This is a genomic window from Enterobacter sp. 5-4, from assembly GCF_000612205.1.
GTDB classification, from domain to species: Bacteria; Pseudomonadota; Gammaproteobacteria; order Enterobacterales; family Enterobacteriaceae; genus Enterobacter; species Enterobacter roggenkampii.
The window spans coordinates 249,239-269,289 of sequence record NZ_JFHW01000022.1 but is presented as its reverse complement, the minus strand read 5'-3'; the positions used below and the strand labels follow the sequence as shown (position 1 = coordinate 269,289).

The window sequence follows — 20,051 nt, the reverse complement described above, 5'->3', positions numbered from 1 at the left end:
AATCTATTGTTAATTATAAAATTTACCAAAGGTCCATATATGGAATGGGGATGCATAAAGTGTGGGGTCGAAATACCTCAGGACAGAGAGTTTTGCGACAGTTGCGAAGATAAAAACTTCAGGAAAATTGGAGGTTTTCTTTTTCTCCCTCTTATAGGATTATTGGTCACTGCTGCTTCCTATCTTTTTGCAATGACAGATGCATTTAAATTTACGATAGAAAACTATTCGCATTTGAATGCAAATGCAAAAATCTTCTTCATGCTTTCCCTGGTTATTTATATTGGCGAATTTCTTTTTACAGTCACCGTTCTTTCATTTTTCCTAAAAAAGAAGAAATCGCTACCAAAGCTTTATGTTTTGTTTTTAATATCAATCGTGACGACAATGTCATTTAATACCTACTTGCTTTACATATTAATTCCTGGCGCTGAAATTGGATATAATGAACTTGTACCTGTTTTTAGAAACGTAATTACGGCTTTAATTTGGATTCCCTATTTCATAACCTCTGTTCGCGTAAAAAGAACGTTTATCCGATAAAAGCACGAGTGGCTTCATCATTTTGATGACAGAAGATGCATGGCTATACTAATGCACATACAGTCATCAACACTGAGCGGACGCTATCACCGTCCGCTCATTATACGGAAAGGGCAGAAAAGTGGGTAAGGTCCGCACTGAGTTAAGAACGGACACTCTTGTAGAAAGCATGGCGTCGGATTATAGTGAGAGCATTGATTGATAAGTGAGTAGAATCAGAACAGTAGCCAATGAAACAAAAACTTCGCAAACGTAACCAGGACTGGATATCAAGGCAATTACAACGTGCGCGCAAAGAGAAAATGCCGTTAAGTTTCTTTATTAATTTTCCTTCAATACGAGCAACTGCGTGTAATGGTCAGCGCCTTAAACGGCGTGGTCGTCTCAAGCCTGACTGGAGTCGCGCATTGTTTCATCCGGGGTGGGGAGAAGTGCCGATTATTGGACCGCAAGGCTCAGTGTATTGGTTTGAGGGGTTTGATAAGGAACAATTACCTGCAGAATTGATGCCGCTATGGGAAGATGTTTGATTGTATTGACTTTGAATTAATAACTTTCAGTGTAACGCTTAGACAGTGAGGAGTAGAGGCCAATTCTACTCAAAGACTAACGTATTCCTGTTAGCCATTAACCGATTTTATCTAGTTAAAGATAATCTACATAGCTGACCGAATCTGCGTATCCCCAAATTCTATAACCGGTTGATACCTCGATTCCTGGGAGATGAATAGCGCGAAGAATAGTACCTACCATGGTATGTTGTTCAACTGAGTTTGTCATAATATCAAGATACTTGATATCCAAATAGCCACCTTCACAGAAATGGTAAAACCACTCGCCATCAACTGCAGATTCATAGCCATTGAGAAAAGTGATTTTCCATAAGGGGGAAGATTCAATGCTAACCATTGCCATGCGGATCTCATTCCATTTTGTATTATTCATGCAGCTATAAAGCATTTGAACCTCCCGGGATCTGCTCCCGACAGATTAACACGCTACCAGGATAACAACGTAAAATTATGGCACAAAGCTGAACTTCATATTCACTTGTCTTCCCCCCTCTCTATCGCCCCACCGCCACTCTCAGGTACGAATCCGTGAACGCGTTTATCACCATGTTCATAAAAGTGATGGGCAGCACGGCCGCCCATTACTTTGCCGAACGGAAAAACAGTAACCGTTAACCCGGCCCCTCGCTCCCCGCCGCCAGCAGCGGCACCACCACGTCGCTGATGGGCACCGCAATGCCGTGTTTGCGGCCGTAGCGCTGGATCACGCCGTTGCGGATGTCCCACTCCATCGGGCGATCCGCCTGACGGTCAGCGAGAATCGACGTGCCGAGGTCCTCAGGCGCGCGCTGAAAGTTCGCCAGAATCTCCTGCGCCACGTCATCGGCCAGCTTCGCCCCCTCGGCGCGGGCGACAGTAAGCCCCTCGCGCAGGTAGGCCAGCGCAAGCTCGCTGATATCCTCGCGCCTGAACATCCCGGCGCGGCGGTTAGCGAGCACCATCAGCCCGGCGACCGCGTTTTGCAGCAGCTTGCGCCAGGCGACGGTGGGGAAATCAGCCGACAGTTCAACTTCACAGCGCGTACCGCGAAGCGCCTCGGCCACCCGCTGCGCCTGCGGCACGTCCGGCAGCGTCAGGCGCGGCTTCGCCCGTAGCCAGACGGAGGCATCCGGCTCGCGCTGCGCCGGGAACCAGACCACCGACGGCAGCACCGTTGCGCCACTGACCAAAGGCTCAAGCTGCGCCTTCTGCTCTACGCCATTTTGCAGCGCGCAGACCACGGTATTTTCATCGCAAAGGGCGCGCAGCCACCCGGCGCTGTCGGCATTTTGCGTCGTTTTTACCGCGATAAACACGAGGTCAACGGGGCGCGTGATGGCCGCTGGATCGGTTAATACCGGACCGGGCACCACCGTTTCACCCTCATCGTGACGCAGGCGTAATTCCGGATGCGCGGTGCGTCCGCAGAGCAGCGGCTTGCGGCCCGCGTCATGCAACACCGCGGCAATGGTGGTGCCAATCGCACCGGGACCAATCAGCGCAATGGTTGGATAGTCAGACATGAGTCACTCCCCTTTTGCTAAGCCTGCTATCAGTTATACCACCCTGAGACGAGCGCGCCACACCCGTTGTCTATACTCAACATTCACAGACAACGGAGTGCGCCATGCCTTTACCCGATTTTAAATCCTCTGAACCGTTCACCCTTGGCATCGAGCTCGAACTGCAGGTGGTTAACCCGCCGGGATACGACCTCAGCCAGGACTCCTCCGCGCTCATCGCCGCCGTCAAAGACGACATCAAAGGCGGAGAGGTCAAACACGACATTACCGAAAGCATGCTCGAAATCGCCACTGGCGTGTGTCAGACCATCGACCAGGCGGCGGCGCAGTTCTCGGTGATGCAGCAGAGCATCCTGCGCGCCGCGGCGGAGCAGCATATCCAGATCTGCGGCGGCGGGACGCACCCGTTCCAGAAGTGGCAGCGTCAGGAGGTGTGCGACGACGAGCGCTATAACGTCACGCTGGAGCGCTTTGGCTATCTGATTTTGCAGGCGACGGTATTCGGCCAGCACGTGCACGTCGGCTGCCGGACCGGGGATGACGCCATTTACCTCCTGCACGGCCTGTCGCGCTTTGTACCGCACTTTATTGCCCTGGCGGCCGCCTCGCCGTACATGCAGGGCACCGACACGAAGTTCTCCTCGTCGCGGCTCAATATCTTCTCCGGGTTCCCGGATAACGGACAGATGCCGTGGGTCAACAGCTGGCAGGAGTTTGAAGGGCTGTTCCGCCGCCTGAGCGCCACCAGCATGATCGACAGCATCAAAGATCTGCACTGGGATATTCGCCCCAGCCCGCATTTTGGCACCGTGGAGGTGCGGGTGATGGATACGCCGCTGACGCTCGGCCACGCGATTAACATCGCCGGGCTGATTCAGGCCACGTCGCACTGGCTGCTGACCACGCGGCCGTATAAGCATCAGGAACGGGATTTTCTGCTCTACCGTTTTAACCGTTTTCAGGCGTGTCGCTACGGGCTGGAGGGGATCCTGACGGACGTGCACACCGGCGAGCACAAAACCGTGGCGGAAGATATCGCCTGGCTGCTGGAGCAGGTGGCGCCGTCGGCCGAGAAGCTCGGCGCGACAAGCGCAATCAATGAAATTGCCCTGCTGTTAAAGCAGGGCAAGAGCGAGGCGCAGCGCATGCGGGACTTTATCGCCGACGGCGGCTCGCTGATTTCTCTGGTGCAGAAGCACTGCGAGCTGTGGGCGACGAGTCCGTAAGGCCGTGACCCCACTCCCGCAGGCGCTGGAACAGCACGAACAGGGCCGGGATGAACAGAATCCCCACCACGGTCGCTACCAGCATGCCGCTGAACACCGTGGTGCCGATGATGCGGCGGCTCTGGGCGCCCGCCCCGGTCGCCAGCATCATCGGCAGAACGCCGATAATGAACGACACGGCGGTCATCATCACCGCGCGGAAGCGGCGCGAGGCCCCTTCCCGCGCGGCATCGACAATCGCCATTCCGTCCATACGCCGCGCGCGGGCAAACTCCACGATAAGAATCGCGTTTTTGGCCGCTAGTGCGATCAGCAATACCAGACCAATCTGCACGTACACGTCGTTGGCGTAGCCCGCCAGCCACAGCCAGACCAGCGCCCCGCCGAGGGCGAACAGCACCGAGAGCATCACGCTCGCCGGGAGCGTCCAGCTCTCGTACTGGGCGACGAGGAACAGCCACGCCATCACCACCGCCGCCAGCACGATCCAGATCGCCTGATTGCCGGTCTGCTGTTCCTGGTACGACATGCCGCTCCAGGCGTAGTCGTAGCCGGCTGGTAGGCTCTGCGCCAGAATCTCGCCCATCGCCGCCATGGCGGTGCTGCTGCTCACTCCAGCCGCTGCCGAGCCGCTCACCGACACGGACGGGAACTGGTTGTACTGCTGCAGGAACGGCGCGCCGACGGTTGGCGTGATGGTGACGAGGTTGCTCAGGCGCACCCGCTCGCCGCTGTTGCTGCGCACGAACAGCTCGCCGATCTGCTCGGCGCGCTCGCGCCACTGCATCTCGTTCTGCATTACCACGTGGTAGACGCGGTTGTTGATGCTGAAATCCCCGGCGCGGGTGCCGCCAAAGGCGGTTTGCAGGCTGCTGAAGATGCGCGATACCGGCACGTCGAGGCGGGCGGCGCGCTCGCGGTCAACGGACAGCGTCAGCTGCGGCACGTTGCTGCTCCAGGTGGTGAACACGCGGCTCAGCTGCGGGTGCTGGTTGGCTTTCATCAGCACCTCGCGGGTGACGCGCTCCAGCTCCGCCGGGCTCTGCCCCGCCTGAGACTGGATACGCAGGTCGAAGCCCGAGGCGTTGCCCAGCCCCGGCAGCGTCGGCGGCGCGAAGGTCATGATGGTCGCCTCCGGCAGGGCCAGCAGCTGGCGCTGAAGGGTACCCATCACCTCATCCAGCGGCGGACGCTCGCTCCAGTCTTTGAGCATGATGGAGATAAACCCGCCGTTGGAGGCGCTGGTGCCGTTGAGGATGTTAAACCCGGAGACCTGAATCACGTCTTCCACCGCCGGATTTTGGGCGATCAGCTCCCGCGCGGTGGTCATCACCGCTTCGGTGCGCTCCAGCGAAGCCGCTTCCGGCAGCTGAACGCTGGCGAAGAAGTAGCCCTGGTCCTCCTGCGGCAGGAAGCCTTTTGGCATCGACGTAAAGCTGAACAGCACGACGGCCGCCGCGCCTGCGGTGGCCAGCAGCGCCAGCCACGGGCGCAGGTTTAAGACCTGCACGAGGCTGGTGTACAAACCGCGCGTGGCGTCCAGCCCGCGGTTGAAGACGCGATAAACGGCCGCCGGTTTCTCCGGGCGCGGACGCAGCAGCATCGCGCACAGCGCGGGCGTCAGGGTCAGCGCCACCAGGCTTGAGAGCGTCACGGCCGTCGAGAGGGTCACCGCGAACTGGCGGTACAGCTCGCCAACAATCCCCGGCAGCAGCGCCACCGGCACAAACACCGCCAGCAGCACCAGCGTCGTCGCGATGACCGGCCCGGCAATCTGGCGCAGCGCCAGTGCGGTCGCCGCCGTTCGGCTCTGCCCTTCCGCCATCAGCGTTTCAACGCTCTCCACCACCACGATGGCGTCATCCACCACCATGGTCAGCGCCAGAATGATGGCGAACAGGCTCAGCGTGTTGGCGGAGTAGCCGAGCGCGTAGAGCACCGCAAAGGTGCCCACCAGCGACACCGGAATGGCAAGGGCGACAATCAGCGTCGCGCGCCAGCTTTGCAGGAACAGGGAAACGACCACCACCACCGCCAGCATCGTGAGCGCCAGCGAGACGCCGATCTCTTTAATGGTGGCGGCAACGAAGGTGGTGGTGTCGAATTTCACCTCATAGACCAGGTCGTCCGGGAAGCGCATCGAGAGGCGCTCCAGCTCCCCGCGCACCGCGTCGGCCACGCGCAGGGCGTTGGCGGACGGCGTCGGGTAGATACCCAAATAGGCGGAGTCATGTCCGTTCAGCTGCGCGCCGGAGCTGTAGCTGCGCGAGCCAAGCTCGATGGTGGCGACATCCTTCAGGCGCACCAGCTGGCCCATTTCCCCCGCGCGGATGATGATATCGGCAAACTCGTCGGCCTGGCTTAAGCGCCCCAGCCCGTTGATGGTCAGGGTCTGCTGCTGGCCGTTAAACACCGGCGGGGTGCCCACCTGGCCGGCCGCCCCCTGCACGTTCTGCTCTCGCAGCGCCTGCGCCACGTCATCGGTGGTGACGTTCAGGGCGTTCATGCGGTCCGGGCGCAGCCAGATGCGCATGCTGTAGTCGCGCGCGCCGAACATCTGTACCTGCCCGACGCCCGGCAGACGCGACAGTGCCTCGCGCACCTGGGTGCTGGCGTAGTTGCTGACGAACAGCGGCGTGTGGGTGTTGTTCGGTGAGTAAAGGCTTACCCCCATCATCAGGTTGGTGGCCCGCTTGCGCACCTGCACGCCGTTTTGCTGCGCCTCGGTGGGCAGCTGCGCCACGGCCTGCGCCACGCGGTTCTGCACGTCGATGGCGGCGAGGTCCGGATCGGTGCCCGCCGCAAAGGTGATGTTCAGGCTGTAAGTGCCTTCGTCCGAGCTGGTGGACTCCATATAGAGCATATGGTCCACGCCGTTCAGCTGCGTCTCCAGCGGCGTGGCGATGGCCTCCGCCACGTCGGCCGAGCTGGCGCCCGGCCAGCTGGCAGAGACGTTCACCACCGGCGGCGCGATCTGCGGGTACTGCTCCACCGGGATAATCCTCAGCGCAATGGCCCCCAGCAGGGTGATGACCAGCGCAATCACCATCGCGAAGCGCGGGCGTTTGATGAAAAACGTCAGCATGATGGCTCCTTAATTGAGTATCTGGACGGCAGCGCCGGGCTGCACGCGCTGCGCGCCGTCAGTAATCGCTCGCTCGCCGGGCTTCACGCCAGAGGCAATCTGGAACTGCTGGCTAATCTGACCAGCCACGTTCAGCGGGCGCATTTCGGCGTTGCCGTCGGCATTAACGACCCAGGCAAAGTAGCCGTCGCCGTTCTGCTGGACCGCGGCGGCGGGCAGGGTCAGCACCGGCTGTTCACTTGCCGGGCGCAAAAACACGTTCACATTGCCGCCGGGCAGCAGCTGATGGCGCGGATTGGCAAACTCGGCGCGCAGCATCACGCTGGCGGTACGCGGGTCAACGCGGTTATCCACTGACGTCAGCTCGCCGCTGATGCGCTGGCCGTTGCTGTCGATCAGCGCCTGCCAGGCACGCTTCATGGCGTTGATATCCGCATGCTGTCCGGCTTTGGCGGCAAACGCCCCCTCTTCCAGCGCAAAGGCGATGCGGATCGGGTCAAGCTGCACCACCTCCACCAAAACGCCGCTCGCCGGGTTGACCAGGCTACCCACGTGGAAGCTGCTGTGCCCCACGCGGCCGTCAATCGGCGAGGTGATGCGGGTGTAGCTCAGGGTGACGCGGCGGGCGTCGAGCCGGGCCTTCGCCTGCTCGAGAGCGGCGCTGGCGACGTCGCGCTGCATGCGGGCGTTGTCCACGTCGTGACGGCTGATGGCGTTGCTGCTGCCGAGACTTTCAAAGCGGGAAAGCTGCTGCTGCGCCTGGCGCAGCGTGGCTTCGGCGCTTTTCACTTCGGCCTGCGCCAGGCGCAGGGCGGCGCGCGGCTCGGCGTCGTCCAGCTCAAACAGCACGTCGTCTTTTTTCACGTACTGCCCGTCGCGGAAGTGGATTTTGGCGATCGCGCCCTCCGTGCGTGCGCGTAGCTCAACGGTGTGAATGGCTTCGATGCGGCCCGGGATTTGGCGCTCGGCGGCGTGGGCGGTTTGCTCCACGGTGGCGACGCGAACGGGAATGGCGGCAGCGAATGCGGGTGGCAGGGTGCAGGCGAGGAGCGCGAACAGGAGTGGGAGTTTCATGGGAGTACCTCAGGGTTGTTGCCCTCATCCCGGCCCTCTCCCTGTGGGAGAGGGAGGTCAGAGTCCCCTCTCCCACAGGGAGAGGGTTAGGGTGAGGGCAAAAGGTTATGCAGCCTTACGGAACCTGCGGGTCAGTCGCTTCTCGATTTCGACGACGAAGAACATCACGCCTGCAACGGCCAGGGTCACAAACCAGTAGCGCAGCGGCAGCGCTTCGGTACCGAACAGCATCTGCATAAACGGCAGGTAGATAATCGCCGCCTGGAGCAGGAACAGCACGCCCGTCACCAGCCAGATCCCTTTGTTCGCCAGCAGGCCGCGGTTGAGGGAGAACCCTTCGGTGTTGCGGCAGTTAATCATGTATACCCACTGGGCGCAGACCAGCATCTGCAGCAGCACGGTGCGGATGAACTCCGCGCTGTGGCCGCGCGGAGCCAGCCAGGCTTCCAGCGCAAAGGCGGCGATGGCAATCATGGTGCCGACGAAGGCCACGCGCCAGACGGCGTAGGCGTCCATCACGTGCTGGCCGGTCTGACGCGGCGGACGGCGCATGATGTTGCGCTCGGCGGCTTCAAAGGCCAGGCCGAAGGAGAGCGTGGCGGAGGTCGCCATGTTCATCCACAGGATCAGCACCGGCGTCAGCGGAATGATGTTCCCCGCCAGCAGCGCAATCACAATCAGCAGCCCCTGCGCCAGGTTGGTCGGCATGATGAACAGGATGGTCTTCTTCAGGTTGTCGTAAACGCGACGCCCCTCTTTCACCGCGCTGGCAATGGTGGCGAAGTTATCGTCCGTCAGGACCATGTCCGCCGCCTCTTTGGTCACTTCCGTGCCCTTAATGCCCATCGCAATGCCCACGTCCGCCTGACGCAGCGCCGGGGCGTCGTTCACGCCGTCACCGGTCATGCCGACAATTTCACCTTTGTCCTGCAGCGCTTTCACCAGGCGCAGCTTATGCTCCGGGCTGGTACGGGCGAAGATGTCATACTTCACCGCGGCTTCCGCCAGCGCGGCGTCGTCCATCTTCTCCAGCTCATAGCCGGTGACCGCCTGCTCGCTGTTGCTGATCCCCAGCATCTGCCCGATGCTCATTGCCGTCTGCGGGTGATCGCCGGTGATCATCTTCACGCGGATCCCCGCCTGCTGGCAGGCGTTAATCGCGTCAATCGCTTCCGGACGCGGCGGATCCATCATCCCGGCGATGCCGAGGAAGATCAGACCGTGGCTCAGATCGTCGTGCGTCAGTTCCTGCTCGCCGTTCGCCGGCTTGAACGCCGCGGCGACCATGCGCAGCCCCTGACGCGCATAGCGCTCCATCTCACTTTCCCAGTACGCGCGGTTGAAGGCTTCCGCACCGTGACGGGTCTGCTGCTGCGCGCAGAGGGCGAAAATGACGTCCGGCGCCCCGGTGATCAGGATCTGCTCCTCACCGCCAATCTGGTAGTGGGTGCTCATGTACTTGTACTGCGAGTCGAACGGGATTTTGTTAACCAGCGTGGTCGTGACCGGCTCAAGGTTGGCCTTCGCCGCCAGCACCTTCAGCGCGCCCTCGGTCGGCCCACCGGTAATGCCCCACAGCCCGCGCTCGTCCTGAATCAGCTGGCTGTCGTTACACAGGTCGATGGTGCGCAGGTACTGCTCCAGCACGGTGCCCGGCTGGATGTGGACCGGCTCGTCGCTGCCTTCCAGGTAGAGGTTACCCACCGGCTCGTAGCTGTTGCCGTCCACGCGGTAGCAGGCGTCGGCGGTGATGATGGCTTTGACCGTCATCTCGTTCATGGTCAGGGTGCCGGTTTTATCCGAGCAGATCACGGTCATCGCGCCAAGCGTTTCCACCGTCGGCAGCTTGCGGATGATGGCCCGCTTGCGCGCCATCGCCTGCACGCCCAGGGAGAGGATGATGGAGATAATCGCCGGCAGACCTTCCGGTACGGAGGCGACCGCCAGGCTGATCAGGGAGAGCAGCAGCTCGCCCATTGGGATCTCGCGGAACGCCAGGCTGAAGACAAACAGCGCGGCCATCATCGCCAGAATAATCGCGAAGATCGCCTTACCCAGCTTGTCCATCTGCACCAGCAGCGGCGTACGGTGCTTCTCGATACCCGCCATCATCTGGTTGATGTGGCCGAGTTCCGTATCCTGACCGGTGGCGGTGACCACGCCGATGCCGCCGCCCGCGCTGACGGTCGTCCCGGAGAAGACCATATTGGTGCGATCGCCCAGCGGTAATTCGCCGCTCAGCGGATTAACGTGTTTATCCACCACGGTGGATTCACCGGTCAGAATCGCCTCTTCCACGCGTAAATTATGCGCTTCAATTAAACGCATATCCGCCGGAATACGATCCCCCGCACGCAATACAATAATATCGCCCGGGACTATTTCAGTTGTGGGAATTGTTTCATGGTTGCCGTTACGAATAACGCGCGCCTCGCTGGCGAGCATATTACGAATACTCTTCAGGGATTTTTCCGCGTTGCTTTCCTGAATATGACCAATTAAGGCATTGATTACCGCAACGCCCAAAATAACCAGCGTATCAACCCAGTGGCCCATTACTGCCGTTAATACGGCGGCGGCCAGCAGGACATAAATCAGCACATCATTAAAATGGGCCAGGAAACGCAGCCAGGCGGGTTTGCCTTTTTTCTCCGGCAGCGCGTTCGGCCCTGTTTTTTGCAGACGCGCCTGCGCCTCTGCACGGTCCAGGCCGCTGGCCTGGCTCTGCGCGTGTGCAAGCACCTGCTCTACGGTCTGCTGGTATGCCAGCCCGCCGGAAGGCGGCACGTTCGGAATCACTTTTTTTTCAGTCATCGTATTTTTCCTTCAATTTCCGGTGAACAGAAGCCTGAATTCCTTTCGGGCTTAAATAAATTCATTTTAAAGTCTTGCGGGTAAAATTGATCTACCGCAATATAATGACTTCTCGGTTATTCAAAACTGATTAAAACTATTTCGACGATCTGATTTTTACAAAATATTTCTAAACCAAAACTAAACGAGGGGGAACCATGTGGGGTATTTATCGCGGGCGCAGACTGGTGTTATACGTTATCGCGGCCATTGTTATTGCCACGTTAATTGGTTATAGCACCTATACATTTGTAAAATTATTTTCCTGATGCGGACGTTTATTTACACTACGCGATAATTATTTAATCGCGTCTGGGATATTTATCTATTTCTGTTAATTATTCAAAGAATAGCGCATTCGTTTTATCCGTAAACGTGCGCCGGGTTTATATTGCTTTACGTTCCGGGATGCCGGACAATGACATTTTTAACTGACGATTAACATTACGATGAAACACCCGCTAGAGTCGCTGCTCACCGCAGGCGGCATTTTATTGCTGGCACTGCTTTCATGCCTGCTGCTCCCTGCGCCTTCGCTTGGGCTGGTACTGGCGCAGAAGCTGGTTCAGACCTTTCACATGGTCGATCTTAACCAGCTCTATACCATTCTGTTCTGCGTGTGGTTTTTACTGCTCGGGGCGATTGAATTCTTTGTGCTGCGTTTCGTCTGGCGACGCTGGTTTTCACTGGCGTCATGAGCCCATAAAAAGGCCGGGTGGCGGCTACGCCTTACCCGGCCTACACGCGACAGGTTAATGTGTCTGGCTATGGTTCTCTTTACGGTACGCGCCAGGCGGCTGGTTGAACGTGCGGGTAAAGATGCGGGTAAACGTCTGCTGCGAGTCAAACCCGTAACGCAGGCAGATGTCGTACACCCGGGCGTCGGATTCACGCAGATCGCGCGCCGCCAGCAGCAGCTTGCGTTCACGGATATAGCGCCCCAGACTCTCCCCTTTGTACTGCATAAACAGCCGCTGCAGGTGCCACTTCGAGTAACCCGCGTGGCGGGCAATCTCTTCTATTCGTAATGGCTGGTGCAGATTGTCGTCGATCCATTCGACGATAGTGTCGATGACTTGAGCGGAAATGGTCATACTGCTGTCCCCCTCTGCTTCTCGCTTAAACATTATTCCCACCACGCACGAAAGGTTTGCGCGGTGTCGCTTACCCGGACGGGCTCGCCCAGTTCCGGCGTCAGCAACCGATAATTTTTATCCTGGCTGGCTTTTGCCAGCTGGATCAGCGGATCGTTCCAGGCGTGTTTCGCCAGCACGAAGCGTCCGTTATGCCCGGGCACCACGGCTTTCGCGTTCAGATCCGCCGAGGCCTGCGCCGTTTCCTCCGGCAGCATGTGGATGTACTTCCAGTCCTGGTCGTACTGGCCGTTTTCCATGATGGCGACGTCCACTTCGCCAAACTGTTCACCGATGGCCCTGAAGTGCGGGCCGTAACCGGAATCCCCGCTGTAGTAAACCTTCTGCTCTGGCGTGACGAACATGAAGCTGCCCCACAAGGTGCGATCGCGTTTGATGCCGCGGCCGGAGAAGTGACGCGCCGGCAGAACGTGCACCGTCAACGCATCGCTGATGCGCACCGACTGGTTCCAGTCGCGTTCGTCGATAATCTCGGGCTTCATCCCCCAGTAACGCAGGTGGGAGCCGACGCCCAGCGGCGTCACCACCCGCTTCACCTTCGGCAGTAGCGCCCTGATGGTGGCGTAATCCAGATGATCGTAGTGATCGTGCGAGATAATCAGCAGGTCGATCGCCGGCATGATTTCTGCCCGCCACGGATACTCGCCGGCAAAAGCCTTATTGAGGAACGAGAACGGCGCGGCATAGTTGCCAAGAACCGGGTCAATCAGGATGCGTTTGCCCGCGAGCTGCAGATACCACGAGGAGTGACCAAGCCACACCAGGGTGTCCTGCTCCAGCGGCAGGCTCGCAAGATCGGTTTTCACCAGCGGCAGCGGCTGGGCCGGGCGAGCGTTTTCGGTTTTTTTGGTCAGAAACTCCCACATCGCGACCAGCATATTTTTGTCACCGTTATAACCCGGCGTCGGCAGCGTATTGTGGAATTTCCCCTCGCGATACTGTGGAGAGGCCTCCACTTCAGTAAGCCGTTCACCCTGCGGCGGCTGGCCGAATCCGGCATTCAGAACAAACGGTAAACTCGCGGCTGAAGCAATAATCATGATTAACACCACGCAGATGAAGAGAGGTTTTTTCATATCCTGACCCGAAAACGCGCCCCATCCGATAGCGTGCGCAGGGTAAACTTGATTATGAGTGAGTAAGCACTCATTATAGATATGATGATAAAGTCGTCAAGACGTTTTCGATCTTTGACATTCCGCGTTGCAGCGTGTGAAAGCACGTGTTTCAATCAGGGTTTTTATAATTGACAGGAGGAAAAATTTAGTGGCACGTCCGAAGAGTGAAGATAAAAAACAGGCCTTACTGGACGCCGCAACCACGGCGTTTGCACAGTCAGGTATTGCCGCCTCAACGGCGCTCATTGCCCGTAAGGCGGGCGTCGCCGAAGGCACCCTGTTCCGCTACTTTGCTACGAAAGACGATCTGCTGAATGCCCTCTATCTGCACCTGAAGCAGGATCTCTGCCAGACCATGCTGGCGAACCTCGATCGCACCATTACGCTGCCCAAAGAACATACCCGCAATATCTGGAACAGCTATGTGGACTGGGGTATTCGTAACCCCGTTGCCCATGCGGCGATCCGCCAGATTGGCGTCAGTGAAAAGCTGAGCGCCGAAACGGAACAGGCGGTGAAAGAGATGTTCCCGGAGCTGCATGAGCTCTGCCGCCGCTCGGTGCGTCAGGTGTTTATGTCTGATGAATTTAAAACGTTTGGCGATGCGCTTTTCTTATCGCTGGCCGAAAGCACGATGGAATTTGCCACCCGCGATCCGTCCCGCGCCGTTGAATTTAAAGCGCTCGGCTTTGAGGTAATGTGGCGCGGGCTTGCCCAGGAAGAGAGCGATGGACAGTAAAACGTTGCAGGAACACGCAAAACGCGTGGCGCTGGAACTGCCGTTCACCGAACACTGCTGGCCGTTTGGGCCGGAGTTTGACGTGTTTAAAGTGGGCGGGAAAATTTTCATGATTGTGGCCGTCGCGCACGGGCGGCCGCACGTTAGCCTGAAGTCAGACCCGGAAAAATCGCTGTTAAATCAGCAGATTTATCGCGGCGTTGAACCGGGCTATCACCTCAACAAAAAGCACTGGATTTCCCTTTACGGTACGGACGACGTGACGCCGGAACTGGTTACCGATCTCATCAATGATTCCTGGCATCTGGTGGTGGATAAACTGCCGAAAAAAGACCAGAAGTGGATCCGGCCGGTCTGATTGTTCGTCTGAGACGAACAGATTAAGCGCTCGAATTGCCCTTATCTTTTTCCGCGTCCCGCTGTAATCTGCTCACCTTTCGCGCCCGCACGCGGGCGAATTTCATCATCAGGAGTTGTTATGGATATCATTTCTGTTGCGCTGAAACGCCACTCCACCAAGGCGTTCGACGCAAGCAAAAAACTGACCGCTGAAGAAGCGGAAAAAATCAAAACCCTGCTGCAGTACAGCCCGTCCAGCACCAACTCCCAGCCGTGGCACTTTATTGTCGCCAGCACCGAGGAAGGAAAAGCGCGCGTGGCGAAGTCCGCGGCGGGCACCTATGTGTTCAACGAACGCAAAATGCTGGATGCTTCTCACGTGGTGGTATTCTGCGCGAAAACCGCGATGGACGACGCCTGGCTGGAGCGCGTTGTCGATCAGGAAGAGGCCGATGGTCGCTTTAATACCCCGGAAGCGAAAGCGGCAAACCATAAGGGCCGTACCTACTTTGCCGACATGCACCGCGTGGATCTGAAAGATGACGACCAGTGGATGGCGAAGCAGGTTTACCTGAACGTCGGTAACTTCCTGCTGGGCGTGGCTGCGCTGGGCCTGGACGCGGTACCGATTGAAGGTTTCGACGCCGCGATCCTCGACGAAGAGTTTGGCCTGAAAGAGAAAGGCTTCACCAGCCTGGTGGTGGTGCCGGTTGGGCATCACAGCGTGGAAGATTTCAACGCCACGCTGCCGAAATCTCGCCTGCCGCTGAGCACGATTGTGACCGAGTGCTAAACAAAACGGGCCGCTCTGTGCGGCCCGTTACGCTTTACTGATGACTAACCTGCGATGTGGGTGCACATCACGATCGTGTCCCCAGGCAAACGCAATCCAGCGCTCTTCCAGCTCGGCATATGAGCTCACCGGCGTTAAGTGCCACTCTTCTCCAACCGTACCGTCAGCCACGCTTATCCGATAATTCATGCTGAACGCCCAGTCTATCATGCGTAACCAAAACCGCTGTCCGTCGCCGGTTTGTTCGCTGTCAGACACAACAATGTCGTATTCGCTTAGCAGAGACGGCTCTTATTCCCTGAAAGCCCCTCGCAAAAATTATTTCCCCTGCGCCGCCAGCCACGCCATCGCCCGCTCTCCCGCCTCATCCACCGGCAGATACACCAGCAGCCGCGATCCGTTTCGCGGCGCGGAATACCAGTACATCTGCTGCAATGTAAAATCCCCCAGCTCGGGATGGGTAAACAGCTTGAGCTGGTTCTCCACGCCGCGCACGTCGTTGCGCTGGTGCCACAGGGTTTTAAACTCTTCGGACACTGCAAAGAAGCGCGCCAGCTTGGCCTCCCACAGCGGATCGCCCCGGTGTTCGGCCATCGCCGCGCGGAAATAGGAGACAAAGATGGGCAGCACGTCGTCGCGTCTGCCGAGCCGCGCGCGCCACGCCGGATGCGTGAGGAACAGATAAATACAGTTGCGATCTTCGGGAGGGATGTCATTGAAATCGACGCCCATCAGATGCCCGAAGCTGTCGTTCCACGCCACGATATCGAAGTTCGGTTTCTGAATGCTGGCGGGTTTCGGCATCAGCGTATCCAGCAGGCGGCGCGTGCCTTCGCTAATGCCCTCGCAGCAGACCGCCTGCGGCGCTTCACCCGGCGGTAAACCTGCTAACACAAACAGATGCCGGGCCTCGGTCGGGGTACATTGCAGCGCTTTTGCCACGGCCGCCATCACCGCGCTGGACGGATTGACGTCCCTGCCCTGCTCAAGCCAGGTGTACCAGGTGACGCCCACATCAGCGAGCATCGCCACCTCTTCCCGGCGCAGGCCCGGCGTGCGGCGGCGACCGCTGCGCGGCAAACCTAGGCGCTGCGGATCGAGACTTTCCCGCCGGGCGCGTAAAAATGCCCCGAGCTGTTTTCGGGTGTCATCCTGACGTGAAACGACCGGTTCAGACATCAGCGCCATAAATCCCCCTGCATGGTAGTGCCAGTACCAGTATAAGCAAGAACTGGTACCCGTTTATCTGATGGTAGATGCTACGACCATCTGTTGAATGACGCAATGGAGTTACCATGAATACGTCAGTTGTTTCACCGGGTCGCGCTGGCCTGATATTGCTGTTAACCGGCCAGATGCTGCCGATGATTGATACCTCAATCACCAACGTGGCGCTGGACGCCATCACCCATTCACTGCATGCGACCGCTACCGAACTGGAGCTGATCGTCGCCCTCTACGGCGTGGCCTTTGCCGTCTGCCTCGCGCTCGGCAGCAAGCTGGGAGATAACTTTGGCCGTCGTCGTCTGTTCATGTTGGGTGTGGCGAGCTTTGGCCTGGCCTCGCTGCTGTGCGGAATGGCGGGGAACATTGAACAGCTGCTCGCCGCGCGCATCGTTCAGGGCGCGGGGGCCGCACTGATCGTGCCGCAAATTCTTGCCACGCTGCACGTCACGCTGAAAGGCACCGCCCACGCCAAAGCCATCAGCCTGTTCGGCGGCATCGGCGGGATTGCGTTTATCGTGGGACAAATGGGCGGCGGCTGGCTGGTATCGGCGGACATCGCCGGGCTGGGCTGGCGAAACGCCTTCTTTATCAACGTGCCGATTTGTCTGGTGGTGCTGGCGCTGAGCCGCCGCTTCGTACCGGAAACCCGTCGCGAGACGCCGTCACGCATCGACTGGCCGGGTACCGCGCTGCTGGCGGTCATGCTTTGCTGCCTGCTGTTCCCGATGGCGCTCGGCCCGCAGTGGAACTGGTCGTGGCCGCTGAAGACGATGCTGCTCGCCCTTGTCCCGCTGGCCTGGCTGATGGCGCTGAACGCGCGCAAAAAAGAGCGTGAGAATGCCCACCCGCTGATCCCGCCGCGCCTGCTTGCGCTTCGCAGCGTGCGCTTTGGCGTCCTGATTGCGATGCTCTTTTTCAGCGCCTGGTCCGGGTTTATGTTCTGTATGGCGCTGACCATGCAAACCGGCCTGGGGATGGCGCCGTGGCAGTCCGGGAACAGTTTTATCGCCCTGGGCGTGACCTACTTTGTTTCGGCGTGGTTCGCGCCGCGGCTGATTGCCCGCTACAGCACCAGCACAATCCTGCTGACGGGTCTGGCGATCCAGATTACCGGCCTGCTGGCGCTGATCGCCACGTTCCGCGTTTGGGGCATGGAGAATACCACCCTGACGCTGGCACCCGCGACCGGACTGGTGGGCTACGGGCAGGCGCTGATCGTGAACAGCTTCTATCGCATCGGGATGCGCGACATTCAGCCTGACGACGCGGGAGCCGCGAGCGCTATTTTAAGCACCCTGCAGCAGGCCGCGCTGGGCCTTGGCCCGGCCATTTTTGGCGCCATTTTGCTGCACGCGCTTCAAAACCATCACGGGGATTACACCCAGGCGGTGAACGTCTTCCTGATGGTGGAAACAGCTATGATGGTGGTACTTGCTCTGGCGACGCTGCGTATCCGCCATAGCCTGTGCCTGCCGGTGGCGAAGATCTGTCAGGCCGCCAAATAAGTTCGTGAATTTGCATAATAGATCCGCAGCCGCCATTATGGGGCTGCAAAAATACAGGAGACGTTATGCAGGAATTGATTGCTCAGGTTGAAGAGTTAGGCATTGAAATTAATCACACCACCTCTTTAGTGATTATCTTTGGTATTATTTTTCTTACCGCCATCATCGTTCATTTTATTCTGCACAAAGGGGTACTTCGCGCATTCGAAAAGCGCGCGCAGGCCAGCAGCCATTTATGGCTGCAGATCATCACCCAGAATAAATTATTTCACCGTCTGGCCTTTACCCTGCAGGGGATAATCGTCAACGTCCAGGCGGTACTGTGGCTGCAAAAAGGCAGCGAAGCGGCGGAAATACTCACCACCTGCGCGAAGCTGTGGGTGATGGTCTATGCCCTGCTCTCCTTCTTCTCGCTGCTGGACGTGATTTTCAATCTGTCGCAGAAAATGGCCACCGCGTCGCAGCTGCCGCTGAAGGGGATTTTCCAGGGCATCAAGCTGGTGAGCGCCATTCTGGTGGGGATATTGATTATCTCCCTGCTGATTGGCCAGTCTCCGGCGATTCTGATCAGCGGTCTGGGCGCCATGGCCGCCGTGCTGATGCTGGTGTTTAAAGACCCGATACTTGGACTTGTAGCGGGTATCCAGCTTTCCGCCAACGATATGCTCAAGCTCGGCGACTGGCTGGAGATGCCGAAATACGGTGCCAACGGCACGGTGACGGATATCGGCCTGACCACCGTGAAAGTGCGCAATTTCGATAATACGATTACGACCATTCCGACGTGGGCGCTGGTCTCCGACGCCTTTATCAACTGGAGCGGCATGTCGGCCTCCGGCGGACGACGCATTAAGCGCAGCCTGAACATTGATACCACCAGCATTCATTTTCTCGACGAGCAGGAGCAGCAGAAACTCATTCAGGCGAAACTGCTGAAGCCTTATCTGGCCGCACGCCATGAGGAAATTAGCCTGTGGAATCAGAAAAACGGTGAAGGGGAATCGGTATTAAACCTGCGCAAGATGACCAATATCGGCACTTTCCGCGCCTACCTGAACGAATATCTGCGCAACCACCCGCGCATTCGTAAAGATATGACGCTGATGGTGCGTCAGCTCGCGCCTGACGCGAATGGCCTGCCGATTGAAATATATGCCTTCACCAACACGGTGGTCTGGGCAGAATATGAGGAGATTCAGGCCGACATCTTCGACCATATTTTCGCGGTGGTGGATGAATTTGGTCTGCGTATTCACCAGTCGCCAACCGGGAACGATATTCGCTCCCTGGCGGGCGTTATCGCAAAATAATCAGGTACTGGCGCGGGAAATAAAGCGCCAGTCCATCATCACCCTTTCCGTGGGCGCGTCCGGGTTGTCGATCTTATTTAAGAGCAGATCGACCGCCTTGCGCCCGATATCCCGCGACGGCTGTTCGATGGTGGTGAGCGAAATCATGTCCGCCAGCTCCGTACCGTCAAAGCCGACCACGGCAATATCCTCCGGCACCCGAAGACCTGCCTGCTGAATGGCGCGCAGCGCGCCCGCCGCCAGCGTATCGGAAACGGCAAATACCGCATCCGGCGGATTATCTTTTAACAGGTTTTGCATCGCCGCCATGCCCGCCCCGGAGCTGAGATCGCTGGCATACTCCACCGCCTGATAGTCCAGATCGCGCAGGTGGATCACGCTCTTGTAGCCGCGTTCGCGCAGGCGGGCATATTTGTAGCTGAGATCGTGGTTGATCATCGCGATACGCTTGCGGCCGCCGTCGGCCAGCTGGCTGACGGCATGCTGTGAAGCGTCCACATCATTGATGCCGACGCAGGAGACCGCGCCCGCATCGGCATATTCGGCGCACTGCACCCACGGTGCAGAACCAATCAGCGCGGCAAGTTCCGGCAGCTTCGAGAAGGCGTCCATGGTGATAATGCCGTCGACGATTTTGCCGGAGAGCAGGCTTAAGCCCGAGCGGGAGCGCTCGATGTCCGAGCCGGAGTTGCACAGCAGAATGCGGTAGCCGTTTTTCTCCGCCTCGGCTTCGATGCCCTTCACCACTTCGGCGCAGAACGGGTTGGCAATGTTGGACACCATCACCAGGATCATATAGCTGCGGGCGGTGCGCAGCTGACGGGCGAGCAGGTTTGGCTGGTAGTTGCTCTCCTGAATCGCCCGCAGAACGCGCTCGCGGTTTTTCGCCTTCACGGTGTCGCTGTTATTCAGCACGCGGGAGACCGTCGCCACGGAGACCCCGGCCAGCTGAGCGATTTTCTGAATTGACATAGCGACGACACATCCTGCGGTTAGCGTTTTGTGCAGGCT

At 58.5% G+C, this 20,051-nt stretch carries 19 protein-coding genes and 1 pseudogene; 10 read left to right on the top strand and 10 right to left on the bottom strand.

Features of this window, described 5'->3' with window-relative positions; genetic code table 11:
- The first annotated feature begins 39 nt into the window (after positions 1 to 39).
- Together AA74_RS0114795 and AA74_RS1000000123445 are read left to right on the top strand one after the other, a co-directional pair.
- A complete protein-coding gene (locus AA74_RS0114795; protein WP_025912670.1) occupies positions 40 to 543 on the top strand; it encodes a DUF2569 family protein in 504 nt (167 codons plus the stop codon).
- A gap of 230 nt (positions 544 to 773) precedes the next feature.
- On the top strand, positions 774 to 1,073 hold the full coding sequence (locus AA74_RS1000000123445; protein ID WP_127913798.1) for a hypothetical protein: 300 nt from the start codon (positions 774 to 776) through the stop codon (positions 1,071 to 1,073).
- Between the two features lie 115 nt (positions 1,074 to 1,188).
- On the opposite strand, the gene AA74_RS0114790 is transcribed toward AA74_RS1000000123445, so the two are convergent.
- A complete protein-coding gene (locus AA74_RS0114790) occupies positions 1,189 to 1,503 on the bottom strand; it encodes a DUF6678 family protein (protein ID WP_008499398.1) in 315 nt (104 codons plus the stop codon).
- A 119-nt stretch (positions 1,504 to 1,622) separates the two neighbouring features.
- Here AA74_RS0114790 and AA74_RS1000000123720 point away from each other — a divergent pair.
- Positions 1,623 to 1,730: pseudogene (locus tag AA74_RS1000000123720) on the top strand (AraC family transcriptional regulator); the annotation flags it as partial.
- Here the strand turns inward: AA74_RS1000000123720 and AA74_RS0114780 are convergent.
- Positions 1,727 to 2,617, bottom strand: coding sequence for an oxidoreductase (locus AA74_RS0114780; RefSeq protein ID WP_025912668.1), 891 nt, complete (start codon positions 2,615 to 2,617; stop codon positions 1,727 to 1,729). The pseudogene AA74_RS1000000123720 and the gene AA74_RS0114780 sit on opposite strands and share 4 nt — an antisense overlap.
- A gap of 104 nt (positions 2,618 to 2,721) precedes the next feature.
- Between AA74_RS0114780 and AA74_RS0114775 the strand changes: the two genes are divergently transcribed.
- On the top strand, positions 2,722 to 3,843 hold the full coding sequence (locus AA74_RS0114775; RefSeq protein ID WP_021242649.1) for a YbdK family carboxylate-amine ligase: 1,122 nt from the start codon (positions 2,722 to 2,724) through the stop codon (positions 3,841 to 3,843).
- Here the strand turns inward: AA74_RS0114775 and AA74_RS0114770 are convergent.
- The 3 genes from AA74_RS0114770 to AA74_RS0114760 all read right to left on the bottom strand — a co-directional run bounded on the left by AA74_RS0114770 (position 3,773) and on the right by AA74_RS0114760 (position 10,816).
- On the bottom strand, positions 3,773 to 6,928 hold the full coding sequence (locus tag AA74_RS0114770) for an efflux RND transporter permease subunit (protein WP_025912667.1): 3,156 nt from the start codon (positions 6,926 to 6,928) through the stop codon (positions 3,773 to 3,775). The genes AA74_RS0114775 and AA74_RS0114770 overlap by 71 nt on opposite strands.
- A 9-nt stretch (positions 6,929 to 6,937) precedes the next feature.
- On the bottom strand, positions 6,938 to 8,002 hold the full coding sequence (locus AA74_RS0114765; protein ID WP_025912666.1) for an efflux RND transporter periplasmic adaptor subunit: 1,065 nt from the start codon (positions 8,000 to 8,002) through the stop codon (positions 6,938 to 6,940).
- A gap of 105 nt (positions 8,003 to 8,107) precedes the next feature.
- The gene (locus AA74_RS0114760) at positions 8,108 to 10,816 is read right to left on the bottom strand and encodes a cation-transporting P-type ATPase (protein WP_025912665.1); all 2,709 of its coding nucleotides are present in this window, start codon (positions 10,814 to 10,816) and stop codon (positions 8,108 to 8,110) included.
- A gap of 488 nt (positions 10,817 to 11,304) precedes the next feature.
- On the opposite strand from AA74_RS0114760, the gene AA74_RS0114750 reads away from it, so the two are divergent.
- Positions 11,305 to 11,553 (top strand): DUF1158 domain-containing protein, encoded by a 249-nt coding sequence (locus tag AA74_RS0114750; protein WP_013097677.1) that lies wholly within the window; start codon positions 11,305 to 11,307, stop codon positions 11,551 to 11,553.
- A gap of 54 nt (positions 11,554 to 11,607) precedes the next feature.
- On the opposite strand, the gene AA74_RS0114745 is transcribed toward AA74_RS0114750, so the two are convergent.
- Positions 11,608 to 11,949, bottom strand: coding sequence for a RamA family antibiotic efflux transcriptional regulator (locus AA74_RS0114745; RefSeq protein WP_010428317.1), 342 nt, complete (start codon positions 11,947 to 11,949; stop codon positions 11,608 to 11,610).
- A 32-nt stretch (positions 11,950 to 11,981) separates the two neighbouring features.
- The gene (locus AA74_RS0114740; protein ID WP_021241583.1) at positions 11,982 to 13,085 is read right to left on the bottom strand and encodes an MBL fold metallo-hydrolase; all 1,104 of its coding nucleotides are present in this window, start codon (positions 13,083 to 13,085) and stop codon (positions 11,982 to 11,984) included.
- Positions 13,086 to 13,275: 190 nt separating this feature from the next.
- On the opposite strand from AA74_RS0114740, the gene AA74_RS0114735 reads away from it, so the two are divergent.
- The 3 genes from AA74_RS0114735 to nfsB all read left to right on the top strand — a co-directional run bounded on the left by AA74_RS0114735 (position 13,276) and on the right by nfsB (position 14,998).
- A complete protein-coding gene (locus tag AA74_RS0114735) occupies positions 13,276 to 13,866 on the top strand; it encodes a TetR/AcrR family transcriptional regulator (protein WP_008499387.1) in 591 nt (196 codons plus the stop codon).
- Complete coding sequence (locus AA74_RS0114730; RefSeq protein WP_023293103.1) at positions 13,856 to 14,224, top strand: MmcQ/YjbR family DNA-binding protein; 369 nt, start codon at positions 13,856 to 13,858, stop codon at positions 14,222 to 14,224. Before AA74_RS0114735 ends, AA74_RS0114730 begins: the two co-directional genes overlap by 11 nt.
- Before the next feature lie 120 nt (positions 14,225 to 14,344).
- Complete coding sequence (nfsB, locus tag AA74_RS0114725) at positions 14,345 to 14,998, top strand: oxygen-insensitive NAD(P)H nitroreductase (RefSeq protein WP_021241586.1); 654 nt, start codon at positions 14,345 to 14,347, stop codon at positions 14,996 to 14,998.
- 27 nt (positions 14,999 to 15,025) lie between these two features.
- Here nfsB and AA74_RS1000000123715 read toward each other — a convergent pair whose 3' ends face one another.
- Complete coding sequence (locus AA74_RS1000000123715) at positions 15,026 to 15,187, bottom strand: hypothetical protein (protein WP_223861895.1); 162 nt, start codon at positions 15,185 to 15,187, stop codon at positions 15,026 to 15,028.
- Positions 15,188 to 15,316: 129 nt separating this feature from the next.
- Entirely contained in the window at positions 15,317 to 16,186 is an 870-nt protein-coding gene (locus AA74_RS0114720; protein ID WP_008499383.1) for a helix-turn-helix transcriptional regulator, read from the bottom strand.
- Between the two features lie 107 nt (positions 16,187 to 16,293).
- On the opposite strand from AA74_RS0114720, the gene AA74_RS0114715 reads away from it, so the two are divergent.
- Positions 16,294 to 17,730, top strand: a complete 1,437-nt coding sequence (locus AA74_RS0114715) for an MFS transporter (RefSeq protein ID WP_025912664.1) — start codon at positions 16,294 to 16,296, stop codon at positions 17,728 to 17,730.
- Between the two features lie 65 nt (positions 17,731 to 17,795).
- Positions 17,796 to 19,040, top strand: a complete 1,245-nt coding sequence (locus AA74_RS0114710) for a mechanosensitive ion channel family protein (RefSeq protein WP_025912663.1) — start codon at positions 17,796 to 17,798, stop codon at positions 19,038 to 19,040.
- On the opposite strand, the gene AA74_RS0114705 is transcribed toward AA74_RS0114710, so the two are convergent.
- Positions 19,041 to 20,012 (bottom strand): LacI family DNA-binding transcriptional regulator, encoded by a 972-nt coding sequence (locus tag AA74_RS0114705; protein WP_021241589.1) that lies wholly within the window; start codon positions 20,010 to 20,012, stop codon positions 19,041 to 19,043.
- Positions 20,013 to 20,051 lie beyond the last annotated feature (39 nt).